This window comes from Streptomyces longisporus, assembly GCF_039532765.1.
Lineage (GTDB): Bacteria > Actinomycetota > Actinomycetes > Streptomycetales > Streptomycetaceae > Streptomyces > Streptomyces longisporus.
Map to the genome: position 1 here is coordinate 1 of NZ_BAAASG010000003.1, position 26,167 is coordinate 26,167.

At 69.7% G+C, this 26,167-nt stretch carries 21 protein-coding genes; 13 read left to right on the forward strand and 8 right to left on the reverse strand.

The window, feature by feature from the left end:
- The 4 genes from ABD355_RS06110 to glgB all read left to right on the forward strand — a co-directional run.
- On the forward strand, positions 1-1,192 hold a 1,192-nt coding region (locus ABD355_RS06110; protein ID WP_486388670.1), incomplete at its 5' end, for an alpha-amylase family glycosyl hydrolase.
- The gene (gene treS / locus ABD355_RS06115; protein ID WP_344399054.1) at positions 1,189-2,889 is read left to right on the forward strand and encodes a maltose alpha-D-glucosyltransferase; all 1,701 of its coding nucleotides are present in this window, start codon (positions 1,189-1,191) and stop codon (positions 2,887-2,889) included. The genes ABD355_RS06110 and treS, both read left to right, overlap by 4 nt.
- Before the next feature lie 105 nt (positions 2,890-2,994).
- Positions 2,995-4,383 carry a maltokinase N-terminal cap-like domain-containing protein gene (locus tag ABD355_RS06120; RefSeq protein ID WP_344399055.1) on the forward strand — a complete coding sequence of 463 codons (1,389 nt, stop codon included), beginning with the start codon at positions 2,995-2,997 and terminating at the stop codon, positions 4,381-4,383.
- A 33-nt stretch (positions 4,384-4,416) separates the two neighbouring features.
- Positions 4,417-6,999, forward strand: coding sequence for a 1,4-alpha-glucan branching enzyme (gene glgB, locus ABD355_RS06125; protein ID WP_344399056.1), 2,583 nt, complete (start codon positions 4,417-4,419; stop codon positions 6,997-6,999).
- A gap of 151 nt (positions 7,000-7,150) precedes the next feature.
- On the opposite strand, the gene ABD355_RS06130 is transcribed toward glgB, so the two are convergent.
- The 4 genes from ABD355_RS06130 to ABD355_RS06145 form a co-directional block, all read right to left on the reverse strand.
- Entirely contained in the window at positions 7,151-9,373 is a 2,223-nt protein-coding gene (locus ABD355_RS06130) for a HelD family protein (RefSeq protein WP_344399165.1), read from the reverse strand.
- Positions 9,374-9,529: 156 nt separating this feature from the next.
- Positions 9,530-9,844, reverse strand: a complete 315-nt coding sequence (locus ABD355_RS06135; RefSeq protein ID WP_344399057.1) for a thioredoxin family protein — start codon at positions 9,842-9,844, stop codon at positions 9,530-9,532.
- A complete protein-coding gene (locus tag ABD355_RS06140) occupies positions 9,841-10,227 on the reverse strand; it encodes a MerR family transcriptional regulator (RefSeq protein WP_344399058.1) in 387 nt (128 codons plus the stop codon). The genes ABD355_RS06135 and ABD355_RS06140 overlap by 4 nt, the downstream gene beginning before the upstream one ends.
- Before the next feature lie 169 nt (positions 10,228-10,396).
- A complete protein-coding gene (locus ABD355_RS06145; RefSeq protein WP_344399059.1) occupies positions 10,397-11,083 on the reverse strand; it encodes a maleylpyruvate isomerase family mycothiol-dependent enzyme in 687 nt (228 codons plus the stop codon).
- An 84-nt stretch (positions 11,084-11,167) separates the two neighbouring features.
- Here ABD355_RS06145 and ABD355_RS06150 point away from each other — a divergent pair, with 84 nt between their 5' ends.
- The gene (locus tag ABD355_RS06150) at positions 11,168-11,608 is read left to right on the forward strand and encodes a MarR family winged helix-turn-helix transcriptional regulator (protein ID WP_344399060.1); all 441 of its coding nucleotides are present in this window, start codon (positions 11,168-11,170) and stop codon (positions 11,606-11,608) included.
- Between the two features lie 29 nt (positions 11,609-11,637).
- Here the strand turns inward: ABD355_RS06150 and ABD355_RS06155 are convergent, their stop codons facing one another.
- Positions 11,638-12,420 carry a DUF2127 domain-containing protein gene (locus ABD355_RS06155; RefSeq protein WP_344399061.1) on the reverse strand — a complete coding sequence of 261 codons (783 nt, stop codon included), beginning with the start codon at positions 12,418-12,420 and terminating at the stop codon, positions 11,638-11,640.
- A gap of 242 nt (positions 12,421-12,662) precedes the next feature.
- Positions 12,663-14,048: a cation:dicarboxylate symporter family transporter gene (locus tag ABD355_RS06160; protein WP_344399062.1), complete on the reverse strand. Its 1,386-nt coding sequence runs from the start codon at positions 14,046-14,048 to the stop codon at positions 12,663-12,665.
- Positions 14,049-14,266: 218 nt separating this feature from the next.
- Between ABD355_RS06160 and ABD355_RS06165 the strand changes: the two genes are divergently transcribed.
- The 5 genes from ABD355_RS06165 (at position 14,267) to ABD355_RS06185 (ending at position 20,133) form a co-directional block, all read left to right on the forward strand.
- Complete coding sequence (locus tag ABD355_RS06165; protein WP_344399063.1) at positions 14,267-15,916, forward strand: sensor histidine kinase; 1,650 nt, start codon at positions 14,267-14,269, stop codon at positions 15,914-15,916.
- A gap of 217 nt (positions 15,917-16,133) precedes the next feature.
- Positions 16,134-16,844 (forward strand): response regulator, encoded by a 711-nt coding sequence (locus tag ABD355_RS06170; RefSeq protein ID WP_344399064.1) that lies wholly within the window; start codon positions 16,134-16,136, stop codon positions 16,842-16,844.
- A 94-nt stretch (positions 16,845-16,938) separates the two neighbouring features.
- On the forward strand, positions 16,939-18,321 hold the full coding sequence (locus ABD355_RS06175; RefSeq protein WP_344399065.1) for an extracellular solute-binding protein: 1,383 nt from the start codon (positions 16,939-16,941) through the stop codon (positions 18,319-18,321).
- A 13-nt stretch (positions 18,322-18,334) separates the two neighbouring features.
- Positions 18,335-19,285, forward strand: a complete 951-nt coding sequence (locus tag ABD355_RS06180) for a carbohydrate ABC transporter permease (protein ID WP_344399066.1) — start codon at positions 18,335-18,337, stop codon at positions 19,283-19,285.
- A gap of 8 nt (positions 19,286-19,293) precedes the next feature.
- The gene (locus ABD355_RS06185) at positions 19,294-20,133 is read left to right on the forward strand and encodes a carbohydrate ABC transporter permease (protein ID WP_344399067.1); all 840 of its coding nucleotides are present in this window, start codon (positions 19,294-19,296) and stop codon (positions 20,131-20,133) included.
- A gap of 19 nt (positions 20,134-20,152) precedes the next feature.
- On the opposite strand, the gene ABD355_RS06190 is transcribed toward ABD355_RS06185, so the two are convergent.
- Positions 20,153-20,593: a PPOX class F420-dependent oxidoreductase gene (locus ABD355_RS06190; RefSeq protein WP_344399068.1), complete on the reverse strand. Its 441-nt coding sequence runs from the start codon at positions 20,591-20,593 to the stop codon at positions 20,153-20,155.
- A 187-nt stretch (positions 20,594-20,780) separates the two neighbouring features.
- Between ABD355_RS06190 and ABD355_RS06195 the strand changes: the two genes are divergently transcribed.
- Positions 20,781-21,503, forward strand: a complete 723-nt coding sequence (locus ABD355_RS06195) for a helix-turn-helix domain-containing protein (RefSeq protein ID WP_425585706.1) — start codon at positions 20,781-20,783, stop codon at positions 21,501-21,503.
- A 30-nt stretch (positions 21,504-21,533) separates the two neighbouring features.
- Here ABD355_RS06195 and ABD355_RS06200 read toward each other — a convergent pair whose 3' ends face one another.
- Entirely contained in the window at positions 21,534-22,559 is a 1,026-nt protein-coding gene (locus ABD355_RS06200) for an ATP-dependent 6-phosphofructokinase (RefSeq protein WP_344399070.1), read from the reverse strand.
- 252 nt (positions 22,560-22,811) lie between these two features.
- Here ABD355_RS06200 and pta point away from each other — a divergent pair, with 252 nt between their 5' ends.
- Together pta and ABD355_RS06210 are read left to right on the forward strand one after the other, a co-directional pair.
- Positions 22,812-24,902, forward strand: a complete 2,091-nt coding sequence (gene pta, locus ABD355_RS06205; RefSeq protein WP_344399071.1) for a phosphate acetyltransferase — start codon at positions 22,812-22,814, stop codon at positions 24,900-24,902.
- Entirely contained in the window at positions 24,899-26,104 is a 1,206-nt protein-coding gene (locus ABD355_RS06210; RefSeq protein WP_344399072.1) for an acetate kinase, read from the forward strand. Before pta ends, ABD355_RS06210 begins: the two co-directional genes overlap by 4 nt.
- The last annotated feature ends 63 nt before the right edge of the window (positions 26,105-26,167 follow it).

The following is a 26,167-nucleotide window of genomic DNA, read 5'->3' on the forward strand; positions in this document are numbered from 1 at the left end:
GCCCTGGGCCATCGGCTCCCCCGAAGGCGGCCACGACACCGTCCACCCCCAGCTCGGCACCCTCGACGACTTCGCCTGGTTCGTACGCCAGGCCGCCCAGCACGGCCTGGAAGTGGCCCTGGACTTCGCCCTACAGTGCTCCCCCGACCACCCCTGGGTCCACAAACACCCCGAGTGGTTCCACCACCGCCCCGACGGCACCATCGCCTACGCCGAGAACCCGCCCAAGAAGTACCAGGACATCTACCCCATCGCCTTCGACGCCGACCTCGACGGCCTGATCACCGAAACCCTGCGGGTCCTCAGGCTGTGGATGGACCTCGGCGTGCGGATCTTCCGCGTCGACAACCCCCACACCAAACCCGTCCTCTTCTGGGAGAAGGTCATCGCGGAGATCAACACCTCCGACCCCGACGTGATCTTCCTGGCCGAGGCCTTCACCCGCCCCGCCATGATGCACACCCTGGCCCAGATCGGCTTCCAGCAGTCCTACACCTACTACACCTGGCGCACCACCAAACAGGAACTCACCGACTACCTCACCGAACTGTCCGGCGAGGCGGCCGCCTACATGCGCCCCAACTTCTTCGTCAACACCCCCGACATCCTCCACGCCTTCCTGCAGCACGGCGGCCGCCCCGCCTTCGAACTCCGCGCAATCCTGGCCGCCACCCTCTCCCCCACCTGGGGCATCTACTCCGGCTACGAACTGTGCGAGAACACCCCCCTGCGCGAGGGCAGCGAGGAATACCTCGACTCCGAGAAGTACCAGCTGCGCCCCCGCGACTGGGACAAGGCCGAACGCGAAGGCCGCACCATCACCCCCCTCATCACCCGGCTCAACGCCATCCGGCGCGCCAACCCTGCCCTGCATCAGCTGCGTGATCTCCACTTCCATCACGCGGACAAGGACGCGGTGATCGCGTACTCGAAGCGGAGCGGCTCGAACACTGTTCTGGTGGTCGCCAACCTCGACCCTCACCACACCCAGGAGGCCACGGTCTCGTTGGACATGCCGCAACTCGGCCTGGAATGGCACGAGTCGGTGCCGGTGCGGGACGAACTCACCGGCGAGACCTATCACTGGGGCAGGTCGAACTATGTGCGCCTCGAGCCGGGTACCCGACCCGCGCACGTCTTCCGCGTCCTGCGACCGTCCACCCCGCAGATCGGAGGGTCACCCACAACATGATCGTCAACGAACCCGTTCCGGACACCTTCGAGGACACCCCCGCCAAGGACCGGGACCCGGATTGGTTCAAACGCGCGGTCTTCTACGAGGTCCTCGTCCGCTCCTTCCAGGACAGCAACGGCGACGGAGTCGGCGACCTCAAGGGCATCACCGCCAAACTCGACTATCTGCAGTGGCTGGGCGTCGACTGCCTGTGGCTGCCGCCCTTCTTCAAGTCACCGCTCCGCGACGGCGGCTACGACGTCTCGGACTACACGGCCGTCCTCCCGGAGTTCGGTGACCTCGCCGACTTCGTCGAATTCGTCGATGCCGCCCACCAGCGCGGCATGCGCGTCATCATCGACTTCGTCATGAACCACACCAGCGACCAGCACCCGTGGTTCCAGGAGTCGAGAAAGGACCCCGACGGCCCCTACGGCGACTACTACGTCTGGGCCGAGGACGACAAGCAGTTCCCGGACGCGCGGATCATCTTCGTCGACACCGAGGCCTCCAACTGGACCTTCGACCCGGTCCGCAAGCAGTACTACTGGCACCGCTTCTTCTCCCACCAGCCGGACCTCAACTACGAGAACCCGGCCGTCCAGGAGGAGATGATCTCCGCCCTCCGCTTCTGGCTGGACCTCGGCATCGACGGCTTCCGCCTGGACGCGGTGCCGTACCTCTACCAGCAGGAGGGCACGAACTGCGAGAACCTGCCGGCCACCCATGAGTTCCTCAAGCGGGTGCGCAAGGAGATAGACGCGCACTACCCGGACACGGTCCTGCTGGCCGAGGCCAACCAGTGGCCGGAGGACGTCGTCGACTACTTCGGCGATTTCCAGAGCGGCGGCGACGAATGCCACATGGCATTCCACTTCCCCGTCATGCCCCGCATCTTCATGGCCGTACGACGGGAATCCCGCTACCCCGTCTCGGAAATCCTCGCCAAGACCCCCGCCATCCCCGCGGGCTGCCAGTGGGGCATCTTCCTGCGCAACCACGACGAGCTGACCCTGGAAATGGTCACCGACGAGGAACGCGACTACATGTGGGCGGAGTACGCGAAAGACCCGCGTATGCGCGCCAACATCGGCATCAGGCGCCGGCTCGCCCCGCTCCTCGACAACGACCGCAACCAGATCGAGCTCTTCACCGCCCTGCTGCTCTCCCTGCCCGGCTCGCCGATCCTCTACTACGGCGACGAGATCGGCATGGGCGACAACATCTGGCTCGGCGACCGGGACGCCGTACGCACCCCGATGCAGTGGACACCGGATCGCAACGCAGGTTTTTCCTCCTGTGACCCCGGGCGGCTGTTCCTGCCGACCATCATGGACCCGGTCTACGGCTACCAGGTCACCAACGTCGAGGCGTCGATGTCGTCGCCCTCGTCGCTGCTGCACTGGACCCGCCGGATGATCGAGATCCGCAAGCAGAACCCGGCCTTCGGTCTCGGGTCCTACACGGAACTCCAGTCCTCCAACCCGGCGGTACTGGCCTTCCTGCGGGAGTACGAGGACGATCTCGTGCTGTGCGTGCACAACTTCTCGCGGTTCGCGCAGCCCACCGAGCTGGATCTGCGGATCTTCAACGGGCGGCATCCGGTCGAGCTGTTCGGCGGGGTGCGCTTTCCGGCCATCGGGGAACTGCCGTACTTGCTGACACTGGCGGGGCACGGCTTCTACTGGTTCCGGCTCCGCAAGGACCCCGCGTAGCGCCGCGCGGCGCCGCGCAGAACCCGGGGTGGGGCGGTTTCTCCTGTCCCACCCGGGGCACGCATCAGTAACACCCCGCCCACCCGGGGAAAGGAATGTGACACCATGGCGGAAACTGTCACACTTTCCGGCAAGACAAGTCCTGGCCTGCTCGCGTCCCTCGATCCCCTGCTGCGGGAATGGCTGCCGCGGCAGCGCTGGTTCGCCGGCAAGGGGCGGCCGGTCACCGGGTTCTCGCTGGTCGCGGCCACCGAACTGCTGCCGGCCGACGGCAGGCTGGGCCTGTTCCATCTGCTGGTGCGCGCCCATCAGCCGCTCACACTCGGCGCCGAGCCCCACCCCGGCGACTGCTACCAGTTGCTGATAGGCGTGCGCGAGGCGCTGCCGCCCCGGCTGGCGCCCGCGCTGATCGGACACGTGGACCAGGGCCCCCTTGCCGGACGCACGGTGTACGACGCCCTGTACGACGCCCGGCCCGCCGAGGTGCTTTTGGAGGCGCTGCGCACCCAGGCCCGCATCGGCGGGCTGCGCTTCGAGCGGGAGCCGGGACAGGAGATCCGGACCGGGCTGGTCCCGCGGCTGGTGACGGCCGAGCAGTCGAACTCGTCGGTCGTCTACGGAGATACGTTCATCCTCAAGCTGTTGCGCCGGGTCGTCCCCGGCGTCAACCCCGACCTGGAACTGCCGCTGGCGCTCGCCCGCGAGGGCTGCCCCCGGGTGCCCGCGCCGACGGCGTGGCTGCGGGCGGAGCTGGCCGGGGAGTCGTATGTACTCGGTGTGCTCCAGCCCTTCCTGCAGGGTGCGACGGACGGCTGGGAGCTGGCGCTGCGCGAACTGGCCAAGGGCGAGGACTTCGGCGCCGAGGCACGGGCGCTGGGCCGCGCCACGGCCGAGGTGCACACGGCACTCGCCCGCGCCCTGCCGACCGTCACCCTGGGCCACACCCAGCTGCAGCTGCTGGCCGACGGCATGATCGAGCGCCTCGACGTGGCCGCGCAGGCGGTGCCCGCGCTACGGCCGTACGCTCCCGCCCTGCACTCCGCGTTCACCGCGCTCGCCGACCTGGCCTCGGAGGGCCGCACCTGGACCGCGCAGCGCATCCACGGTGACCTGCACCTGGGGCAGTGCCTGCGCTCGCCGGCCGGTCAGTGGTGGCTGATCGACTTCGAGGGCGAGCCGTCCAAGCCGCTGGCGGAACGGCGGATGCCCCAGCCGCCGGTACGGGACATCGCGGGGATGCTGCGGTCCTTCGACTACGCGGCCCACTCCGCCGTATCTCAGGCGCAGGGCTGGGCCGAGGCCTGCCGGGCCGCCTACTGTTCCGGATACGCCGAGGTCAGCGGCCGGGATCCGCGCACGGACCCGGTACTGCTGCGCGCGTATGAAACAGACAAGGCGATCTATGAAGTCGTCTACGAGGCCCGTCACCGCCCCGACTGGCTGCCCGTTCCCATGGCGGCGATAGAGCGTTACGCCGCGTCCGACCCCCACTGACCCGACCTCACCTTCGCCGAGGAGGCGCCGCCCGTGACCCCCCGCCCCACGCCCAGCGGTTCGGATCCGAAGAAGCCGAAGAAGAGTGCCGCGAAGGCCGCGGAGAAGGCGACCGAGCCCAAGAAATCGGTGAAGAAGGCGGCGGCGAAGACCACCGCCGAGAAGGCAGTCACGAAAAAGGCCGCCGCGGCGAAGACGACGGCGGCCAAGACAACAGCGAAGAAGAGCCCGGCGAAGAAAAGCACGGCGAAGAAGACGACCGCGAAGAAGACGGCCGCCAAACAGACAGCGACCAAGCAGACGACGGTCAGGACCGCGGCCAAGAAGACAGCCGCCGTGAAGACCGCGGCCAAGAAGACGACGGCCGCAAAGGCTCCCGCCAAGAAGACCGTCACCGCCGCGAAGAAGCTCACCGCACCGGTTCCGGCCGCATCGCCGGAGGTGCCCGTCGGTGACCGCGAACGGCTGCTCGCCGGTACGCATCACGACCCGCACACGGTGCTGGGCGCCCACCTGGTACCCGGCGGGGTCGCCTTCCGGGCCTTCAGGCCGTACGCGCTGTCCGTGACCGTCGTCGCCGCGGATCTGCGGGCCGAGCTGCACGACGACGGGGACGGGTTCTTCTCCGCCCTGGTGTCCCTGACCGAAGTCCCCGAGTACCGGCTCCTCGTGCGGTACGAGGAGGCGGTCCTGGAGACCGAGGACGCGTACCGCTTCCTGCCCACGCTGGGCGAGCTCGACCTGCACCTGATCGGCGAGGGGCGGCACGAGTACCTGTGGCGGGTGCTCGGCGCGCACCCGATGACACACCAGGGCGTGCCCGGCACCCGTTTCTCCGTGTGGGCGCCGAACGCGCGCGGTGTGCACGTGGCCGGCACCTTCAACTTCTGGGACGGCACCGGCCATCCGATGCGCTCGCTCGGCTCCTCCGGTGTCTGGGAGCTGTTCGCGCCGGGGATCGGCGAGGGCGAGCTGTACAAGTTCGAGATCACCCGGCCCGACGGTTCGAAGACCCTGCGCGCCGACCCGCTGGCCCGCCGCACCGAGGCCCCGCCGAACACGTCGTCGATCGTCACCGCCTCCCACCACGAGTGGCAGGACGCGCAGTGGCTGGAGCAGCGTGCGAACGTACCCGCGCACGAGGCACCGTTCTCGGTCTACGAGGTCCACCTCCCCTCCTGGCGCCCAGGACTGACGTACCGTCAACTGGCCGAGCAGCTCCCCGCCTACGTCAAGGACCTGGGGTTCACGCACGTCGAGCTGATGCCGATCGCGGAGCACCCCTTCGGCGGCTCCTGGGGCTACCAGGTCACCGGCTTCTACGCCCCCACGGCCCGCCTGGGCACCCCCGACGACTTCAAGTACCTGGTCGACGCGCTGCACCAGGCGGGCATCGGCGTCCTGATGGACTGGGTGCCGGCGCACTTCCCGCGCGACGACTGGGCCCTGGCGGAATTCGACGGCCGGCCCCTGTACGAGCACGCGGACCCGCTCCGCGCCGCACACCCCGACTGGGGCACCCTGGAGTTCGACTACGGCCGCCGGGAGGTACGCAACTTCCTGGTCGCGAACGCCATCTACTGGTGCGAGGAGTTCCACATCGACGGCCTGCGCGTCGACGCGGTCGCCTCCATGCTCTACCTCGACTACTCGCGCGAGCCCGGCCAGTGGACCCCGAACGAGCACGGCGGCCGGGAGAACCTGGACGCGGTGGCGTTCCTGCAGGAGATGAACGCGACGGTGTACCGGCGGGTGCCGGGCGTCGTCACGATCGCCGAGGAGTCCACGGCCTGGGACGGCGTCACCCGGGCCACGCACCACCGGGGCCCGGGCGGCTTCGGCGGGCTCGGCTTCGGCCTGAAATGGAACATGGGCTGGATGCACGACTCCCTCGACTACATCAGCCACGAGCCGATCCACCGCAAGTACCACCACAACGAGATGACCTTCTCGATGGTGTACGCGTACAGCGAAAACTACGTGCTGCCCATCTCGCACGACGAGGTGGTCCACGGCAAACGCTCGCTGGTCTCGAAGATGCCGGGCGACTGGTGGCAGCAGCGCGCCAATCTCCGCGCCTATCTGGGCTTCATGTGGGCCCACCCCGGCAAGCAGCTCCTCTTCATGGGGCAGGAGTTCGCGCAGGGCGCGGAGTGGTCGGAGGCGCACGGCCCGGACTGGTGGCTCCTGGACCCGGCGTACGGTGCCGAGGCCGACCACCGCGGGGTCCGTGACCTGGTCCGCGATCTCAACATCGTCTACCGCCACACCCCGGCCCTGTGGCAGCGGGACACCGACCCGTCCGGCTTCCAGTGGATCGTGGGTGACGCGGCCGAGGACAACGTCTTCGCGTTCCTGCGCCTCGCCGCGGACGGCACCCCGCTCCTGGCGGTCGCCAACCTCTCCCCCGTGGTCCGCCACGACTACCGTCTGGGCGTCCCCGACGACGTCCCTGCCTGGCACGAGACCCTCAACACGGACATCGCGAAATACGGCGGCAGCGACGTGACCAACCCGGACATCATCAAGCCGGAACCCCACGGCCACCACGGCCGCCCGGCCAGCATCAGGCTGACCCTGCCCCCACTGGCAACGGTGTGGCTACGCCCGGCCTGACTTTTCCCGGGGGCGCTTTCGGCCTGAACGGCCTCGTCCTCAAACGCCGGGCGGGCTGAAAGACTCAGCCCCTCCGGCGTTTGAGGAGCGGGGGTCCGGGGGCTGGCCCCCGGGTCGGGACGGGAAGGGGCGGCGGGGGCGAAATCAGCCGTTACCCCAGCGCCGCAGCCAAGGCCGCAGGCAACGCCCGGCTGTGCAGCACCCCCAACCGCTGCGTAGCCCGAGTCAGTGCCACGTACAGATCACTCGTGCCATACAGCCCCGGCTCAACCACCAGCACCGAGTCGAACTCCAGCCCCTTCGACTGACGCGGATCGAGCAGCACGACACTCCGCGTCAGATCGGGCTCGCCCCCCGCCGTCACCCCGTCCAGCCGCGCGGCCAACTTCCGATGCAGATGCCGCGGCGCGATCACCGCAAGCCGCCCCTCCGCGGGCGTCAGCTCCTCCACGGCCTTGGCCACGGCATCCGGCAGATCATCCACCGCCCGCGCCCAAGGCCGTACCCCGGTCGACCGCACCGAACTCGGCGGCGAGAAGTCCGGCTGCTCGGCCCGCACCACGGCCGCCGCGACCTCCATGATCTCGGCAGGCGTGCGGTAGTTGACGCCGAGCCGGGCATGCTCCCAGCGGTCCTCGACATACGGTTCGAGGATCCCCGCCCAGGAACCGACCCCCGCCGCCTCCGCCGTCTGCGCCGGATCCCCCACCAGCGTCATCGACCGCGTCGGACAGCGCCGCATCAGCAACCGCCACGCCATCGGCGACAGCTCCTGCGCCTCGTCGACGATGATGTGCCCGAACGCCCAGGTCCGGTCGGCCGCCGCCCGCTCGGCGGCGCTGCGGTGGTCGTCCTCCTCCTGCCGCTCGGCGAACCGCTCGGCGTCGATGATGTCGTGCGCGGACAGGACCTCGGAGTCCTCCTCGTCCTTGTCCTCGAACTCGTAGGTCCGCGAGGCGTACGAGACGTCGAGCACGCCCTGCGCATACGCGACCTGCGTCTCCCGCTCGCGCTCGGCCCGCGCCCGCGCCACCCGCTCGTCCACGCCGAGCAGTTCGGCGGCCTCGTCGAGCAGGGGTACGTCCGCCACCGTCCACGCCCGCGTCACCGGCCGGCGGATCGCGGCCGCGTCCTCGTCGGGGAGGTAACCGACGGGATCGGCGAGGAAGTCCGCGACCAGGCGCTGCGGGGTCAGCCGCGGCCACAACTGGTCGATGGCGGCCCACACTTCGGGGTTCTCGGCGATCTCGTCGCGGATCTGGGTGATGTCGCTCGCATCCAGCAGGCTCGTACCGTCGAAGGGATCCGTCCCGACCCGCTCGGCGTACATCTCGGTGAGCGTGTTGAGGATGTGCCCCTCGAAGTGCTCCCGGGCCACGTTGTGCGGCAGCCGGGCGGCACGGGTGCGCTCGCGGGCCATCTTCACCAGGCCGTCGTCGAGCATCAGGATCTCCCGGTCGTGCTCGATCGCGATCACCGGGTCGGGCAGCGCCTGCCAGTCGCGTACGGCCTCGGCGAGCGCGTCCGCCATGTCGGCGCGGCCCTTCACCGCGGCCGCCGCACGGCTGTCGCTCGCCGTCGCCTTCACCCCGGGGAACAGCTCCCCGACCGTCGCGAGCAGCACGCCCGTCTCACCGAGCGAGGGCAGCACCTCGCCGATGTAGCCGAGGAAGGCGGGGTTGGGGCCGACGATGAGCACGGCCCGCTTGGCGAGCAGCTCCCGGTGCTCGTAGAGCAGATAGGCGGCCCGGTGCAGGGCGACGGCCGTCTTCCCGGTGCCCGGACCGCCCTCGACCACCAACACGCCCCGGTGCGGCGCCCGGATGATCTCGTCCTGCTCGGCCTGGATGGTCTGCACGATGTCGTGCATACGGCCGGTGCGCGCGGCGTCGAGTGCGGCGAGCAGCACGGCGTCGCCGGTCGGGTCCTCGTGCCCGGTCCGCTCCTGGTCCCCGAGGTCGAGGATCTCGTCGTGCAGGGCGGTGACCCGACGCCCCTCGGTGGTGAGGTGCCGGCGGCGGCGCAGGCCCATCGGGGTGTGGCCGGTGGCCAGGTAGAAGGGACGGGCGACGTCGGCACGCCAGTCGATCAGGACCGGAGTGCGCTCGGCGTCGTCGGTGCGCAGCCCGATACGGCCGATGTGGTGCCGGGTGCCCGAGGTGAGGTCGATACGGCCGAAGCAGAGCGAACCGTCGACGGCGTTCAGCGCGGCGAGCAGCCCGGACCGCTCGGCGACCAGGATGTCCCGCTCCAGCCGGGCCTGCATGGGCGTGTTGCCCTGTGCGAGCGCATCCGTGACCCCGGCCTCGGTATGGCCGCGCAGGGCGTCCACGCGCGTGTACAGGGCGTCGATGAATTCCTGTTCCCTGCGAATTTCATCGCTGTTTGACAATTCCACTCCCGGGCAGATACAATGACGCCAGTGAACTTCTTTGCGACCCAATCCCCTTGAAGTCGCGAATCATTAAACTTACACAGAGAAATCCCCCGGGCGCAATTACCCGGGGGATTTCTTCTGTACTGCGTGAGGTCAGATGACGTCGGCCAGCTCCGCCAGCAGCCGCCGCTTGGGCCGCGCCCCCACCATCGCCCTGATCGGCTCACCGTCGCGGAAGACCATGAACGTGGGCATCGAGAGCACCTTGTAGGCGTTCGTGGTCTCCGGATTGCGGTCCACGTTCAACTGCACCACCTTGAGGCGACCGGCCTCCTCCGCGGCCAGGGCGTGCAGGACCGGACCCATCTGCCGGCACGGCGGGCACCAGTCCGCCGTGAACTCCACCAGCACCGGCAACTCGGACCCGATCACCTGCGCCGCGAAATCCTCGTCCGTCACGTCGATCACAGTTCCTGCCCTCCCAGTTCGCACAACGGTGGTTCCCCGTCGGCCATGGCCAGCCGCACCGCGATCCGTGCCCGCACGGCCTGCAACTCGCCGATCAGCGCGTCGAGTTCGTCCAGCTTGCGCCGGTAGACCGCGAGCGAGGCCGGGCAGGAGTCCCCCTCCGGGTGCCCTGCCCGCAGACACTCCACGAACGGCCGTGTCTCCTCCAGGTCGAACCCGAAGTCCTGCAGCGTCCGGATCTGCCGGAGCAGCTTCAGATCGCTCTCGTCGTAGGTGCGGTACCCGTTCCCGCCGCGCCGCGCGGGCAGCAGCCCGCGCGACTCGTAGTACCTGAGCGTCCGCGTCGTGGTCCCGGCCCGTTCGGCCAGCTCGCCGATTCGCATGCGTACGAACGTAATCCTTGACGCCGACGTCAGGGCAAGCCAGGTGCACGGCCGGGCCCACGGCCCCTGAGGTCTGCGCACACGTCCGAAGCGGCGGGTCCGACTCCGGACCCGCCGCTTCGTTCCCCCGAGGTTCCCCCGTCGGTCCTTCGTGGTGCGCCCGTCCGCCTCACTGCTCGTGCGCGGTGGCGGACGCCGCCGTCCAGGGCGGCTCCTGCGCCTCGCCGGCCCCGGCGCGCTCGAACCAGGGGCGGGCCGCCTCCGGTCGCCCGGTGAGCAGCAGGAGGAGGGCGGCGATCGGCCCGCGGATCTCCTCCCGGGCCGCCCCGCGCGCCCACTCGATGTCGGTGGCGACGAGCCGGGCCTGCGGGAGGGGCCAGGGCCGGGGCGGCACCCGCATGGTCCACACGCGGTCGGCGGCGTCACGGGCGGCCGCGCGGGGCATCTCACGCATCCGGCCGAGGGCGAGGGCGATGTCCTGGCCGTGGACGAGGACGTCGAGCAGGGACTCACGAGGCGTGGTGAACGGTGCCGTGCGGCGCGAGCCGACGAGGGAGCGCAGGTCGGCGAGGATCTCCTCGACCGGCGCCTGGCCCGCCCGGACCGAGGCGTCGTGGATCATCCGGTCCATGTTGCCGCGGGCCCGGACCAACTCCCGTAGCACCCATCGGTGGTCGGAACGCGCCCCCAGCGTCAGATGCGCGGCGACGTCCCGGATCCGCCAGTCGCCACAGCGGGTCGGCGTCTCCCACTCCTCGGGACCGAGCCCCGCCAGCAGATCGGCCAGACCTGCCCGCTCCCGGTCCACGACCCGCCAGAGCTCGTCCGTCTCCAAAGCCACGCCCACAGGGATCACCGCCCACTCAAGTGGTAAGCTTCTCTGACCAAATTAGTCAGAGACTCTGACCAATGTCAAGGGTGCGGGGAAGGAGCGTCGACGATGGCGGCGGAGAGCGAGCTCAATACGGGAGTGCTCCTGTTCCTCCCCTACCGGGCCCTGGAGAACCGTATCTTCGCCACCCTCGCCGAGGCCGGGTACGACGACGTCACGCCCGCTCAGGCCCGGGTGCTGCAGCGCGTCGGCCCGGACGGCACCCGGCTGACCGAGCTCGCGGAACAGGCCCAGGTCACCAAGCAGACGGCCGGCTTCCTGGTCGACCAGATGGAAAAGGCCGGCTATGTACGGCGCACCCCGGACCCGACCGACAAGCGGGCCCGGCTGGTGTGCCTGGCGGAGCGGGCCTGGGCGGCCAAGGAGATCGCCGACGGCGTGGTCGCCGAAGTGGAGCAGGAATGGGAGGCCCACCTCGGCAAACGCCGCATGAAGCAGCTGCGCGAGGCCCTGACGGCACTGCGGGAGATCACGGACCCCTGGGCCTAGGACCTGCCGGCCGGAACGGCCCGGACGGTTCAGACGGCCGGCGCGGTGTGGGCCGGCACCCCGGCCGACTCCTCGACCTCCAGCAGCGAGGCGCTCTCCCGCTCCTCCTCGAACGCCTTGCGGCCGCCCCGGAGGCCGAACAGCCGCTTGGCGAGGGCGATGTAGAGGACGGCGAGGACGTTGAGGACCAGCGTGCCGATCTTCAGCCAGCTGACGTGCTCGGTGAGCTCGTAGATCTCCAGGGGGAGGAAGGCGGCGGTGGCGACCACCGTGAGGTACTCCGCCCAGCGCTTGGCGTACCAGAGGCCGACCGCCTCGACGAGCTCGATCAGGGCGTACGCCAGCAGCAGTACGGCCACCAGCAGCAGCGTGGAGTGCTTGTAGCCGAAGGTCTTCTGTATCGTGCCGACGATCGGCGAGTGGTCGAGGTCGTAGTGGAAGTGCCGGAAGACGGGCCGGAACACGTCGAGGTACTCGTCGAAGAGCCGGCGCACCGAGTCCTGGCTGTTGCTGAACTTCCACACGGCGAGCGCCACCAGCACGATGAAGACACCGCGCACGGCCCGCTCGATCGCCAGGAAGCGCAGGATGAACAGGTCGCGCAGGACCTTGCCGCGCGGCACGAGGGGCGCCTGCTCCGCCGGTCCCGAGCCGTGCGGCTCGCCGAGCACGAAGTCGCCGCAGCGCAGACAGCGCCAGACGTCCCCGAGAGCGGTCTGCGCGTGCAGCCGCGCCTTCAGCCCCGGCTCGTCCGGCGCATACGTCACGTGCCCCTTGCGGGCACACGTGCGCCGATCCCAGTCGATCTTCATCCCCCGTGCCTCCAACCAACCGGCGAACGCGCCGCGCTTGTACTGGACCGGCGCCGAACGCTAGTGGACTTCGGTAAGAGATCGGTGAGGATCGCCGGGCGTCCTTCCAGGTCGGAGGAGTTCCCGAGGAAACGACGAAGCCGAGCGGCCGGGTCCACGGGGGAGGAACCCGACCGCTCGGCTTCTTGGCCGGGCTGCTGATCGACGGGGGAGCGTTCAGCCGCCCGGAGTCCCGGCGGTGCTCAGGCCTTCGCCAGCTCCTTCTCGCCGCCCTGCTCCGGCACCCCGGCGAGCGGCCGGACCTCCTCGTCGTCCAGGAGGGTCGTCTCGTCGAAGGGCAGCTCACCGGCGAGGACCCGGCCCACGCGCTCCTTGTCGATCTCCTTGGTCCAGGTGCCGATCAGGACCGTGGCCACGGAGTTGCCGGCGAAGTTCGTCAGGGCGCGCGCCTCGCTCATGAAGCGGTCGATGCCGACGATCAGGCCGACGCCGTCCACCAGGGCGGGCTTGTGCGACTGCAGACCACCGGCCAGGGTCGCGAGGCCGGCACCGCTGACGCCCGCCGCGCCCTTGGATGCGAGCAGCAGGAAGAGCAGCAGCGGGATCTGCTCGCCGATCGCCATCGGCGTACCCATGGCGTCGGCGATGAACAGCGAGGCCATGGTCATGTAGATCATGGTGCCGTCGAGGTTGAAGGAGTAGCCGGTCGGGACGGTGATACCGACGACCGACTTGCTGACACCGAGGTGCTCCATCTTCGCGATGAGGCGCGGCAGCGCGGACTCGGAGGAGGAGGTCGACAGGATCAGCAGGAACTCACGGGCCAGGTACTTGAAGAACGTGAAGATGTTGAGTCCGGCGATGATCCGCAGCAGGGCGCCGAGCACGATGAAGACGAAGAGGAAACAGGTGACGTAGAAGCCGAGCATCAGGATGGCCAGCTGCTTCAGCGCGTCGAAACCCGCGGACCCGGTGACGGCGGCGATGGCGCCGAAGGCACCGACGGGAGCGGCCCACATCACCATGCCGAGGATGCGGAAGACGAGCTTCTGGAGGTGCTCCACACCGCGCAGGATCGGCTGCCCGGCCGAGCCCATGGCCTGCAGGGCGAAACCGGCGAGCAGGGCGACCAGCAGGGTCTGCAGCACCTGCCCCTGGGTGAAGGCCGAGATGAAGGTCGTCGGGATGATCGACAGCACGAAGTCGACCGGCGGCAGCGCCTCGCTGTCCACCTGTGCGTGTCCGGTCGCCTTGATCGCGTTGGTGATGTGCAGCCCGTCGCCCGGGTGCAGGATGTTGCCGACGACCAGGCCGATGGTCAGGGCGACCAGCGACATCGCCAGGAAGTAGCCGAGCGCGATACCGCCGACGGCGCCGACCTTCGCGGCCTTCCGTACGGAGCCGATGCCGATCACGATCGTGCAGAAGATGATCGGGGAGATCATCATCTTGATCAGGTTCACAAAGCCCGTACCGAGCGGCTTCAGCTCGACGCCCACGCTCGGCCAGATCAGACCCACGGCGATACCGAGGGCCACCGCTGCGATGACGGCGATGTAGAGATAGTGGGTGCGGTCCCGCTTCCCAGCGGGTGCGGCAGGTGCCGTATCGGGGGTGCTGGCGGCCACGGCTGCCCTCCTTGACGTCTTCGTCGGCATCACCGGCGTGCGGCTCACGTCCGGGGGATGGGGATGGGGGTGCGGTTCTGTGCACGGGAGGCGGTGGCCGGAACCGTATGTCCTGCTTCCACTGCTTCCTCGATGCGGTGACTATCCCCCGCGCCTGTGAGGGCGGTCACCCTTCCGTTCATTTAGTTCATGCTTAACCGGCAGGGCACACTGACGACATGCGCATCCCCGTACCGCGCCCCCGCAGCCTGGCCGCACAGCTCTTCGCCATGCAGGCCGTGCTGATAGCGGTCGTCGTGGCCGGATATGCGCTGTTCACCTACGTCAGCGACCAGCGCCAGGCCGAGGACGCCGCGCGCCGTCAGGCCACCGCGGTGGCCCGCTCGGTCGCGGACTCGCCCTCCGTGCGGGAGGCGATCGGGACCTCGAACCCGACGGCGCGACTGGAGCCGTACACCCTGCAGGTCCAGAAGGACACCGAGGTGGACTTCATCACGATCATGAGCCCCTCGGGGATCCGCTGGACCCACCCGGACCGGTCGCAGATCGGCAAGCGCTTCCTCGGCCACATCGGCCCCGCCCAGCACGGCCACACCTTCACCGAGACGTACACCGGCACGCTCGGCGCGTCCTGGCGGGCGGTCACTCCGGTGTGGAACGGCAACCGGGTCATCGGTCTGGTGAGCGCCGGCATCCGGGTGGAGGCGATCAGCCAGCGGGTGCAGGACCAGGTGACGGCCCTGCTCGGCGTCGCGGCCGGGGCGCTCGGCCTCGGTGCCATCGGTACGTATGTCGTCAACGCCCGGCTGCGTCGGCACACCCACGGCATGAACGCGACCCAGCTCAGCCGGATGCACGACTACCACCAGGCGGCGCTGCACGCGGTGCGGGAGGGGCTGCTGATGCTGGACGGGCAGTACCGGGTGGCCCTGATCAACGACGGCGGCCGGGAGCTGCTGGGCGTCGGCCCGGAGGGGGAAGTCGTCGGCAGGTCGGTGGCGGACCTCGGGCTGCCCGGCCCGCTGACGGGGGCGCTGCTGGCGTCCGAGCCCCGGGTGGACGAGGTGCATCTGACCGCGGACCGTGTTCTCGTCGTCAACACCTCCCCGGTGTCGGGCGGCGAGCGGCGGGGCACCGTGGTGACCCTTCGCGATGTGACCGAACTCCAGTCCCTGATGGGTGAGTTGGACTCCGAGCGGGGCTTCACCCAGGCGCTGCGCTCGCAGGCGCACGAGGCGGCCAACCGGCTGCACACGGTGGTCTCCCTCATCGAGCTGGGCCGCGCCGAGGAGGCCGTGGACTTCGCGACGGCGGAACTGGAGCTGGCGCAGGCGCTGACCGACCAGGTGGTGGCGGCGGTGAGCGAACCGGTGCTGGCGGCTCTGCTGCTCGGGAAGACAGCGCAGGCGAACGAATGGGGCGTGGAGCTGGTGGTGTCGCAGGACAGCCGCCTCGACGACGGCCTGCTCCCGCCGACCCTCCCCGCCCGCGACCTGGTGACGATCCTCGGCAATCTGATCGACAACGCGGTGGACGCGGCCCAGGGCAGCGTCGGCGCCCGGGTGACGGTGACGGCGTACGCGGAGGGCACGGAGCTGGTGATGCGGGTCGCGGACACCGGCACGGGGGTGGATCCCGCCCATGCCGAGCTGGTATTCCAACGGGGGTTCTCGACGAAACCGGCCGGCCCGGGCGGGCGGGGCCTCGGGCTGGCCCTGGTACGGCAGGCGGTCACCCGGCAGGAGGGCACGTTGACGGTGGCGGAAGGCGAGGAGGGCGGTGCGGTGTTCGAGGTGCGGCTGCCTCTGGACCCGGACGTCACTCCGGCCGCGGCGACCGGGCACGCCACGGCGAGAGGTGACGCATGACGACCCGGCAGCCCATCCACGTTCCGGTCGCGTACGCCCCCGTGGCGCCGAACCCGCACATCGGCCGGGCTCCGGGCACCGCCGGCCAAGGGGACCAGCGCACACGGCCCGCCGCGCAAAGCGCGGAACGGGGTGCCGCGTCCGGCGCGGTACTGCCTCGGGGCGCAGCCGCCCGGCCCACCGGAACGACCGGGCACGCCGCAACGAGAGGTGACGCATGACGACCCGGCAGCCCATTCGCGTCCTGGTCGTCGAGGACGACCCGGTGGCCGCCGACGCGCACGTCATGTACGTGGGCCGGGTTCCGGGCTTCGTGGCCGTCGGCAAGGCGCACACGGGCGCGGAGGCCCGCCGGCTGCTGGACCGTACGCCGGTGGACCTGCTGCTGCTGGATCTGCATCTGCCGGATGTGCACGGGCTGCAGCTCGCCCGCTCGCTGCGGGCGGCCGGGCATCATGCGGACGTGATCGCGGTGACGTCGGCGCGGGACCTGACCGTGGTGCGGGAGGGGGTGTCACTGGGGGTCGTGCAGTACGTGCTGAAGCCGTTCACCTTCGCGACCCTGCGGGACCGGCTGGTGCGGTACGCGGAGTTCCACGCGGCGGTGGGCGAGGCGAGCGGGCAGGACGAGGTGGACCGGGCGCTGGCCACGCTGCGGGCACCTTCGCCGGCGGCGCTGCCCAAGGGGCTGAGCGCGCCGACGCTGGAGCGGGTGACCGTTGCGTTGCGGGACTGCGGGGAGGGGCTGACCGCGGCGGGGCTGGCGGAGGCGGTGGGGATCTCGCGGATCACCGCCCGGCGGTATCTGGAGCACCTGGTGGACGCGGGACGGGCGGCGCGGGCTCCGCAGTACGGGACCGTGGGGCGGCCGGAGTTGCAGTACCGGTGGGTGCGGAACGAGAAGGGGGAAGGAGATCGGGGACGTTAGGTCGCCGCACGGTCATTGACCTGACTAGACCACTCCTCCTACCTTCACCGGGCAACCATCTCGGCCGACAACGACGTTGAGCCCGCAGGAGGTCATGCCCGTGCGCCCCACCGCCGCCTTCCCCCTCCTCCCCGTCCTCCTCACCACCGCCCTCGCCGCGACCACCCTCACGGCCTGCGGCAACGGCTCCGGCAGCAGTCCGAACACCCTCAAGGTCTCCTTCAAGCAGTCCACCGACAACTCCATCAAGGTGATGGACGGCTTCCTCGCCGACATCAAGAAGCAGTTCGAGAAGAAGTACCCCGGCAAGAAGGTCGAACTCGTCCCGATCAAGGCCCCGGACTCGGAGTACTACACCAAGCTCCAGCAGATGCTCCGCTCCCCCAAGACCGCCCCCGACCTGGTCTACGAGGACACGTTCCTCATCAACTCGGACATCACCAGCGGGTACTTGAAGCCGCTGGACCCCTACCTCGACACGTGGCCGGACTGGAAGCAGTTCATCGGCACGGCGAAGACCGCGGCCAGGGCCGAGGACGGGAAGACGTACGGCGTCCCGGACGGCACCGACACCCGCGGGCTCTGGTTCGACAAGGGCATCTTCAAGAAGGCCGGGCTGCCGGCCGACTGGCAGCCGAAGACCTGGGACGAGGTGCTCGCAGCCGCCCGCGCCATCAAGAAGAAGGTCCCCGGGGTCACCCCCATCAACGTCTACACCGGCAAACCGGCCGGTGAGGCCGCCACCATGCAGACCTTCGAGATGCTGCTCTACGGCACCGGCGACGGCACCACCGACCCCCTCTACGACAAGTCGGCCAAGAAGTGGATCGCCGGGAGCCAGGGCTTCAAGGACGCGCTCCGGTTCGTCGAGACGGTGTACAAGGAGAAGCTCGGGCCGGACGTCTCCGACGCCCTCGACCCCAACATCCAGACCATCGTGGCCGGCGACCTGCTGCCCAAGGGCAAGCTGGGCATCGCCCTCGACGGCTCGTGGCTGCCGCAGGCCTGGCTGAAGGGCAGCGGCCACGAATGGCCGCAGTGGTCCAGCGAGTTGGGGCTGGCGTACATGCCGACCCAGCACGGCCAGGCCCCCGGCAAGGTGAGCATGTCCGGCGGCTGGACCTGGGCGATCCCCGCCAAGGCCGGCAACCCCGACCTCGCCTTCGACTTCATCAGGACGATGCAGACGAAGGCGAACGCGGAGAAGTGGTACATCGCCAACTCCGGTATCGCGGTACGCGACGACGTGGCCCGCGACCCGTCGTACACAAGCGCCCAGCCCGGCATCAAGTTCTTCACGGACCTGGTGTCGAGCACCCACTACCGGCCCGCCTACCCGGCGTACCCCAAGGTCTCCACCGCCATCCAGGAGGCCATGGAGGGCGTCACGACCGGCGATCTGTCCGTCGACAAGGCGGCGAGCGGCTACGACGACGCGCTCAAGGACGCCACCGACAACCAGGTCGTCAAGAAGTGACCGGCGGCCACGCATGACCGCCGCGACCCCGCACACGGCAGGCGCGGAGGCGGCCAAGTCGCCCTCGCGCCCGCCCGTCCCGTCCGAGCGCCGGCCCCGCCGGACGCTCCCCCGCGCCCTCGCCCGCCTGCTTCCCCTCTCCCCGGCCGTCGTCCTGCTGCTCCTGTTCCTCGCCGGTCCGATCGCCTACTGCGCCTACCTCGCCTTCACCGACCTCCAGCTCACCGGCCAGGCCCACTCGTCCTTCGTCGGCCTCGCCAACTTCCGCAAGGCCTTCAAGGACGAGGAGTTCCTCAACGCCGTATGGCTGACGCTGGTGTTCACGGTCGTGTCGTCGCTGCTCGGCCAGAACACCCTAGGGCTGGCGCTGGCGGCGCTGATGCAGCGTGCATCGAAGCCCGTCCGCACGCTGACGGGTGGCATCGTGGTCACGGCGTGGGTCCTGCCGGAGGTCGTCGCCGGGTTCCTCCTCTACGCCTTCTTCCGCCGCGAGGGCACCCTGAACGCCGTCCTGGACCGGCTCCATCTCCCGTCCCAGAACTGGCTGTTCACCCTCCCGATCCTGGCCGTGTCCTTCGCGAACGTCTGGCGGGGCACGGCCTTCTCGATGCTGGTCTACTCGGCGGCACTGGGCGAGATCCCGAAGGAGATCACGGAGGCCGCCGAGGTCGACGGCGCGGGCGGCTGGCGCCGAATGTGGCACATCACCCTTCCGATGATCCGCCGCTCCATCGGCACGAACCTGATGCTGAACACCCTCCAGACCCTGTCCGTCTTCGGTCTGATCTGGGTGATGACGAGAGGCGGCCCGGGCAACAAGAGCCAGACCCTCCCGCTCTTCATGTACGAGCAGGCCTTCCAGAACAGCATGATCGGCTACGGCACCGCCGTCGCCCTGCTGCTGCTCCTGGTCGGCTCGCTGTTCTCCCTGGTGTATCTGCGCCTGCTGCGGACGGAGGTCTGACCCCCACCATGGCCCGCACACTCGCCTCCCGCCGCCGCGGCCGCCGGCTGGCCGCCGACGCCGGCCTGCTCGTGGTGGCCGCCGCCTTCGCGCTGCCGCTCGCCTGGGTGCTGCTGTCCTCGGTGGACCCGCACGCGAACTTGAAGGTGAAGGCCCCCGACGGTTTCACCTGGTCCCACTTCGATGCGATCCTGACCTCGGACATCACCTTCACACCGCTCCTCAACAGCCTGATCCTGTGCGGCGGCGCGACGCTGCTGACGGTGGTGTGCGCGGCCCTGGCGGCGTACCCGCTCTCCCGTTTCCGGTCCCGGCTGAACCGTCCGTTCCTCCTCACCATCCTCTTCGCGACGAGTCTGCCCATCACGGCGATCATGGTGCCGGTGTACGCGCTGTTCGTTCAGGTGAACCTGATCGACACCATGCAGGGCACGATCCTCTTCTTCGCCGCCTCCCAACTCCCCTTCGCCATCTGGCTGATGAAGAACTTCATGGACGGCGTGCCGAAGGAACTGGAGGAGGCGGCGTGGACCGACGGGGCGTCGTCGATGCAGTCGCTGGTACGGATCGTGCTGCCGCTGATGGGTCCGGGGGTGGCGGTGGTGACGGTGTTCTCGTTCGTGGTCATGTGGGGGAACTTCTTCGTCCCCTTCATGCTGCTGCTGACCCCCGACCAGATGCCGGCCTCGGTGAGCATCAACGAGTTCTTCGGCAACCGGGGCATGGTGGCCTACGGGCAGCTGGCGGCGTTCTCCATCGTCTACTCGACGCCGGTGATCCTGCTGTACGTGCTGATCGCCCGGCGGCTGGGCGGCGGGTTCGCGCTGGGCGGGGCGGTCAAGGGGTGAACCTGTCCGGGAACCCCGCTCAGGCCTGCGGCAGCACACCCGCCCGGAACGGCTCCACCCCCACAACCCTCCGCACCCGCACCGGCTCGATCAGCAGCATCACCCGCCGCTCCCCGGGCAGCAGCCACGGGTACCGGTCCTCGCCGATGTACTTCCGGGCCAGCCGGTCCATGCCCCGCTCCGCCTCCTCCCCCTCCACGAACCGGACGACCCGCCCGCGGATCTCGGCCCGGTCGTACGGGTTGCCGGCGTCGTGGTGGGAGAGCGAGACGTTGGGATTGAGCCGCAGGTTGTCGATCTTCACGCGGCCGATCGACGTATTGACCATGACGTACTCGTCTTCGATGTCCGCCCACATGGGCGAGACGTGCGGCATCCCGTCCGCGCCCACCGTGGCGAGATGCCAGAAGTTCGGCGCCAGCAGACGCTCGCGAATATGCCCCTCGAGCTTGACGTTCACAAAGTCACCGCCTCTCGGGCCGCCCGCCCGGACGGCTTCGCGCCATCCTCGCCAGCACGCCCGCCGCGACGACAGACGATCTTCGGCCACCGCCGTCCAATCCGCACGGGTGGCCGAATCCGTACGTTCCTACAATCCGTGATCCTGGCCGAACAGACCGTAGTCATCGCGTCACGGGCCGCCTACGTTGTGGCCCGTGCGCCATCGTCCAGCCCGCTCGAACCAGCCCGCCCCGCCCTTCAACGCCCCCGCCGCCCGCCGGCTCCGCACGGCCCTCAACATGGGCCCCGAACATGTCGCCTACGGCCTGCGCGCCTCATACGGGCTGCCGTACGTCTCCCCGGATCTCGTCCTCGCCTGGGAGCGCGGCTCCGTCGCCCCTTCCAGCCCCGAACTCACCGCTCTCGCGGGCGTGTTGTGGTGTTCCCCCGGTGAGATCACCGGCCCGCCGCGCACCCTGCGCGAGCACCGCATCGCCCGCGGGCTCGCCCCGGAGGACGTCGCCCGCACCGTCGGCCTGGAGTTCCTCGCCTATATGCACATGGAGGAGCACAACGCCTGGCGCGGCAACGAGCGCCAGTCGGCCATCCTCGCCGACGCGCTCGCCCTCTCGCTCCCGGACTTCGTCACCGTCACGGGACGCGAGCCGAAGCTGGCCGAGCTGCTGCGCAGTGCGGTGACCACGCGCTGGCAGGCGTACGTCCGCCCGGTGGCCAAAACCGTACCCCTGGACCGGCACCTGTTGGAGGACGCCCTCCAGGCGCTGCACCAGGACTACCAGGGTCAGATGGCCGCCTCGCTGAGCTGGGGCGCCGCAAACGCGGCCAGCGAGTCGAGCGACGCCGGCCGCGAGTTCCTGGACCGGATCGTCGACCACTTCTGGGCGGCGGTCCAGGACAACACCGGATGAGGCGGACCCGGGGGCTCTGGAAGACCGGCTCTAGAAGACCGACTCCGCCTCGTCCATCCGGTCCTTCGGGACCGTCTTGAGCTCGGTCACCGCCTCCGCCAGCGGCACCATCACGATGTCCGTGCCGCGCAGGGCCGTCATCCGGCCGAACTCACCCCGGTGCGCCGCCTCCACCGCGTGCCAGCCGAAGCGGGTGGCGAGGACGCGGTCGTAGGCGGTGGGGACGCCGCCGCGCTGCACATGGCCGAGGATGACCGGCTTGGCCTCCTTGCCGAGCCGCCGCTCCAGCTCGTACGCCAGTGCCGTGCCGATGCCCTGGAAGCGCTCGTGGCCGTACTGGTCGATCTCGCCCTTGCCGTAGTCCATGGTGCCCTCGGCGGGGTGGGCGCCCTCCGCCACGCACACGACCGCGAACTTCTTGCCGCGGGAGAAGCGCTCCTCGACCATCTTGACGAGGTCGGCCGGGTCGAAGGGGCGCTCGGGCAGGCAGATGCCGTGCGCACCGGCCGCCATGCCTGACTCCAGGGCGATCCAGCCCGCGTGCCGGCCCATGACCTCGACGACCATCACGCGCTGGTGCGACTCGGCCGTGGTCTTCAGGCGGTCCATCGCCTCCGTGGCGACCCCGACCGCGGTGTCGAAACCGAAGGTCCGGTCCGTGGAGGAGATGTCGTTGTCGATCGTCTTCGGGACGCCGACCACCGGCAGGCCCGCGTCGCTGAGCATCCGGGCCGCGGTCAGCGTGCCCTCGCCGCCGATCGGGATGAGCGCGTCGATGCCGAAGTCACGGGCGATGTCGGCCGCGCTCTCGCAGGCCTCGCGCAGCCGGTCCCGCTCCAGCCGGGAGGAGCCCAGGATGGTGCCGCCGCGGGCCAGGATGCCGCCGACCGCGTCCAGGTCGAGGGAGCGGTAGCGGCCGTCGAGCAGACCGGCGTAGCCGTCCTCGAAGCCGATGACCTCGTCGCCGTACTGGGCGACCGCTCGGTGCACGACCGACCGGATCACGGCGTTCAGGCCGGGGCAGTCGCCGCCTGCGGTGAGAACTCCGATGCGCATCGTGCTGTGTCTCCTGCTCGCTGTCGTTACCGGTGAGCCAGCCCGGTGTTTTCCGGTGAGCCGGTCCGATTGTTTCATGCCCGACAGGACGATATCCCTTCTGTCAGCTATGACCCGATTGGCCCTATCGGGACGTCGGTCCCGGCCCCGGTCCTGACGGGCGCCTTATCCAGCGCCAGGGGTATTGTCAAGAGGGTTCTGCTCACCTCGGTGGGCGATTTTTATAACGGCGCAAGGAAGGGGCGAGCACGCGTGACGCGCAGCGTGTACGTGACCGGGATCGACCGAGGCGACGGCCGACAGGTCGTGGAGCTGGGGGTCATGGAGCTCCTGACCCGGCAGGTCGACCGGGTCGGGGTGTTCCGGCCGCTCGTCCACCACCAGCCCGACCGCCTGTTCGAGCTGCTCCGCGCCCGCTACCGGCTCTCCCAGGACCCGGCCACCGTCTACGGCATGGACTACCACGAGGCGTCCGCCCTGCAGGCCGAGCGGGGGACGGGCGAACTGGTGTCCACCCTCGTGGAACGCTTCCTCGTGGTCGCGCGCGACTACGAGGTCGTCCTCGTCCTGGGCACCGACTTCGCCGACACCCAGCTCCCCGACGAGCTCTCCCTCAACGCCCGGCTGGCGAACGAGTTCGGCGCGTCGGTGATCCCGGTGGTGGGCGGCCGGGGGCAGACCGCCGAGTCCGTGCTCGCCGAGACACGCAACGCCTTCCGCGCATACGAGAGCCTGGGCTGCGACGTCCTCGCCATGGTGACCAACCGGGTCGCGCGCGAGGACCGGGAGGAGATCGCGCAGAAGCTCGGCTCCCGCCTGCCCGTGCCCTGCTACGTCGTCCCGGACGAGCCCGCCCTCGCCGCCCCCACCGTGTCCCAGATCGGCCAGGCGCTCGGCGCGAAGGTCGTTCTCGGCGACGACTCGGGGCTGGCGCGCGACGCCCTGGACTTCGTCTTCGGCGGTGCGATGCTGCCGAACTTCCTGCCCGCCCTCACCCCGGGCTGTCTGGTGGTGACCCCGGGCGACCGCGCCGACCTGGTCGTCGGCTCGCTGGCCGCGCACAGCGCCGGCACCCCGCCGATAGCCGGCGTGCTGCTGACCCTGAACGAGGTGCCGAGCGACGAGATCCTCACCCTCGCCGCCCGCCTCGCCCCGGGCACCCCGGTGCTCTCGGTGTCCGGCAACAGCTTCCCGACGGCCGCCGAACTCTTCGCGCTGGAGGGGAAGTTGAACGCGGCGACGCCACGCAAGGCGGAGACCGCGCTCGGCCTCTTCGAGCGGTACGTCGACACCGGCGACCTCATCAAGCGGGTCTCCGCGCCCAGCAGCGACCGCCTCACCCCGATGATGTTCGAACACAAGCTGCTCGAACAGGCCCGCTCCGACAAGCGCCGGGTCGTCCTCCCCGAGGGCACCGAGGAGCGCGTCCTGCACGCCGCCGAGGTGCTGCTGCGCCGCGGGGTCTGCGACCTCACCCTGCTCGGCCCGGTCGACCAGATCCGCAAGAAGGCCGCCGACCTCGGCATCGACCTGGGCGAGTGCCAGCTGATCGACCCGGCCACCAGCGAGCTGCGCGACGCCTTCGCCGAGAAGTACGCGCAGTTCCGCGCCCACAAGGGCGTCACCGTGGAGCTGGCGTACGACGTCGTCTCGGACGTCAACTACTTCGGCACGCTGATGGTCCAGGAGGGGCTGGCGGACGGCATGGTCTCCGGGTCCGTGCACTCCACGGCCGCGACCATCCGCCCCGCCTTCGAGATCATCAAGACCAAGCCGGACGCCGACATCGTCTCGTCCGTCTTCTTCATGTGCCTCGCCGACAAGGTCCTCGTCTACGGCGACTGCGCCGTGAACCCGGACCCGGACGCGGAGCAGCTCGCCGACATCGCCATCCAGTCGGCCGCCACCGCCGAGCAGTTCGGTGTGGAGCCGCGGATCGCGATGCTGTCGTACTCGACGGGTACGTCCGGCTCGGGCGCCGACGTCGACAAGGTGCGGGAGGCGACGGAACTGGTCCGCGGAAGGCGACCCGACCTGAAGATCGAGGGGCCGATCCAGTACGACGCCGCAGTGGAGCCGACGGTCGCGGCGACCAAGCTGCCGGAATCCGAGGTCGCCGGGCAGGCAACGGTTCTGATCTTCCCCGACCTCAATACAGGTAACAACACCTACAAGGCCGTGCAGCGTTCGGCCGGCGCGATCGCCGTCGGGCCGGTGCTGCAGGGGCTGCGCAAGCCCGTCAACGACCTGTCCCGGGGCGCTCTCGTCTCGGACATCGTCAACACCGTCGCCATCACCGCCATACAGGCCCAGCACCCGAACGAGAAGGCGTCCGCCCAGTGAGTCCGACCCGTGTCCTCGTCCTCAACTCCGGCTCCTCGTCGGTGAAGTACCAGCTGCTCGACATGCGGGACGGCAGCCGGCTCGCCATGGGCCTCGTCGAGCGGATCGGCGAGGAGACCTCGCGGATCAGGCACACGCCGCTCGGCACGGGCGGCGAGACCCGTGAGTGGAGCGGGTCGATCGCCGACCACGAGGCGGCCCTGAAGGCCGTGTCGGAGGAGCTGTCGAAGGACGGGCTGGGGCTGGACTCCCCCGAGCTCGCCGCGATCGGGCACCGGGTCGTGCACGGCGGGAAGTCCTTCACCGAGCCGACCGTCATCGACGAGGCCGTGCTCGCCGAGATCGAGCGGCTGATACCGGTGGCACCCCTGCACAATCCTGCCAACCTGACGGGCATCCGCACCGCGCAGGCGCTGCGGCCCGACCTGCCGCAGGTCGCCGTCTTCGACACCGCGTTCCACACGACGATGCCGGAGTCGGCCGCCCGCTACGCGATCGACGTGAAGACCGCCGACGAGCACCGGATCCGGCGGTACGGCTTCCACGGCACCTCGCACGCGTATGTGTCCCGGGCCACCGCCGAGCTGCTCGGCAAGGCGCCCGAGGAGGTCAACGTCATCGTGCTGCACCTCGGCAACGGCGCGTCCGCCTCTGCCGTGCGGGGCGGGAAGTGCGTGGACACCTCCATGGGGCTGACGCCTTTGGAGGGGCTCGTGATGGGTACGCGATCCGGGGACATGGATCCGGCCGTCATCTTCCATTTGATGCGTGTTGGCGGAATGTCCACCGACGAGATCGACACTCTTCTCAACAAGAAGAGCGGGCTGATCGGGCTGTGCGGTGACAACGACATGCGGGAGATCCGCCGCCGGGTCGAAGAAGGTGACGAAGAGGCACAGCTCGCCTTCGACATCTACATTCACCGGCTGAAGAAGTACATCGGCGCCTATTACGCCGTACTCGGCCGGGTGGACGCGGTCGCCTTCACGGCGGGAGTCGGGGAGAACGCGGGCCCGGTGCGGGAGGCTGCCCTTGCGGGCCTTCAGGAGCTGGGCCTGGCGGTGGACAGCGAGCTGAACGCCGTACGCAGTGACCAGCCGCGGCTGATCTCGCCCGCGCAGGCGCGCGTGGCGGTGGCCGTGGTGCCGACCGACGAGGAACTGGAGATCGCCACACAGACCTATGCACTGGTCGGGCAGTAACGAATGCGGCTTCGCCGCATGGCCGGCTGAAGAACCCCGAGGAATACACCGCAGTAACACGCC

What these genes read in the sequence shown, in the direction of transcription:
- treS (WP_344399054.1), top strand. Translation starts at nt 1,189, where the DNA reads ATGATCGTCAACGAACCCGTTCCGGACACCTTCGAGGACACCCCCGCC.
- ABD355_RS06120 (WP_344399055.1), top strand. Translation starts at nt 2,995, where the DNA reads ATGGCGGAAACTGTCACACTTTCCGGCAAGACAAGTCCTGGCCTGCTC.
- ABD355_RS06140 (WP_344399058.1), bottom strand. Translation starts at nt 10,227, where the DNA reads ATGCGAATCGGCGAGCTGGCCGAACGGGCCGGGACCACGACGCGGACG.
- ABD355_RS06150 (WP_344399060.1), top strand. Translation starts at nt 11,168, where the DNA reads ATGGCGGCGGAGAGCGAGCTCAATACGGGAGTGCTCCTGTTCCTCCCC.
- ABD355_RS06155 (WP_344399061.1), bottom strand. Translation starts at nt 12,420, where the DNA reads ATGAAGATCGACTGGGATCGGCGCACGTGTGCCCGCAAGGGGCACGTG.
- ABD355_RS06165 (WP_344399063.1), top strand. Translation starts at nt 14,267, where the DNA reads ATGCGCATCCCCGTACCGCGCCCCCGCAGCCTGGCCGCACAGCTCTTC.
- ABD355_RS06170 (WP_344399064.1), top strand. Translation starts at nt 16,134, where the DNA reads ATGACGACCCGGCAGCCCATTCGCGTCCTGGTCGTCGAGGACGACCCG.
- ABD355_RS06175 (WP_344399065.1), top strand. Translation starts at nt 16,939, where the DNA reads ATGCCCGTGCGCCCCACCGCCGCCTTCCCCCTCCTCCCCGTCCTCCTC.
- ABD355_RS06180 (WP_344399066.1), top strand. Translation starts at nt 18,335, where the DNA reads ATGACCGCCGCGACCCCGCACACGGCAGGCGCGGAGGCGGCCAAGTCG.
- ABD355_RS06185 (WP_344399067.1), top strand. Translation starts at nt 19,294, where the DNA reads ATGGCCCGCACACTCGCCTCCCGCCGCCGCGGCCGCCGGCTGGCCGCC.
- ABD355_RS06200 (WP_344399070.1), bottom strand. Translation starts at nt 22,559, where the DNA reads ATGCGCATCGGAGTTCTCACCGCAGGCGGCGACTGCCCCGGCCTGAAC.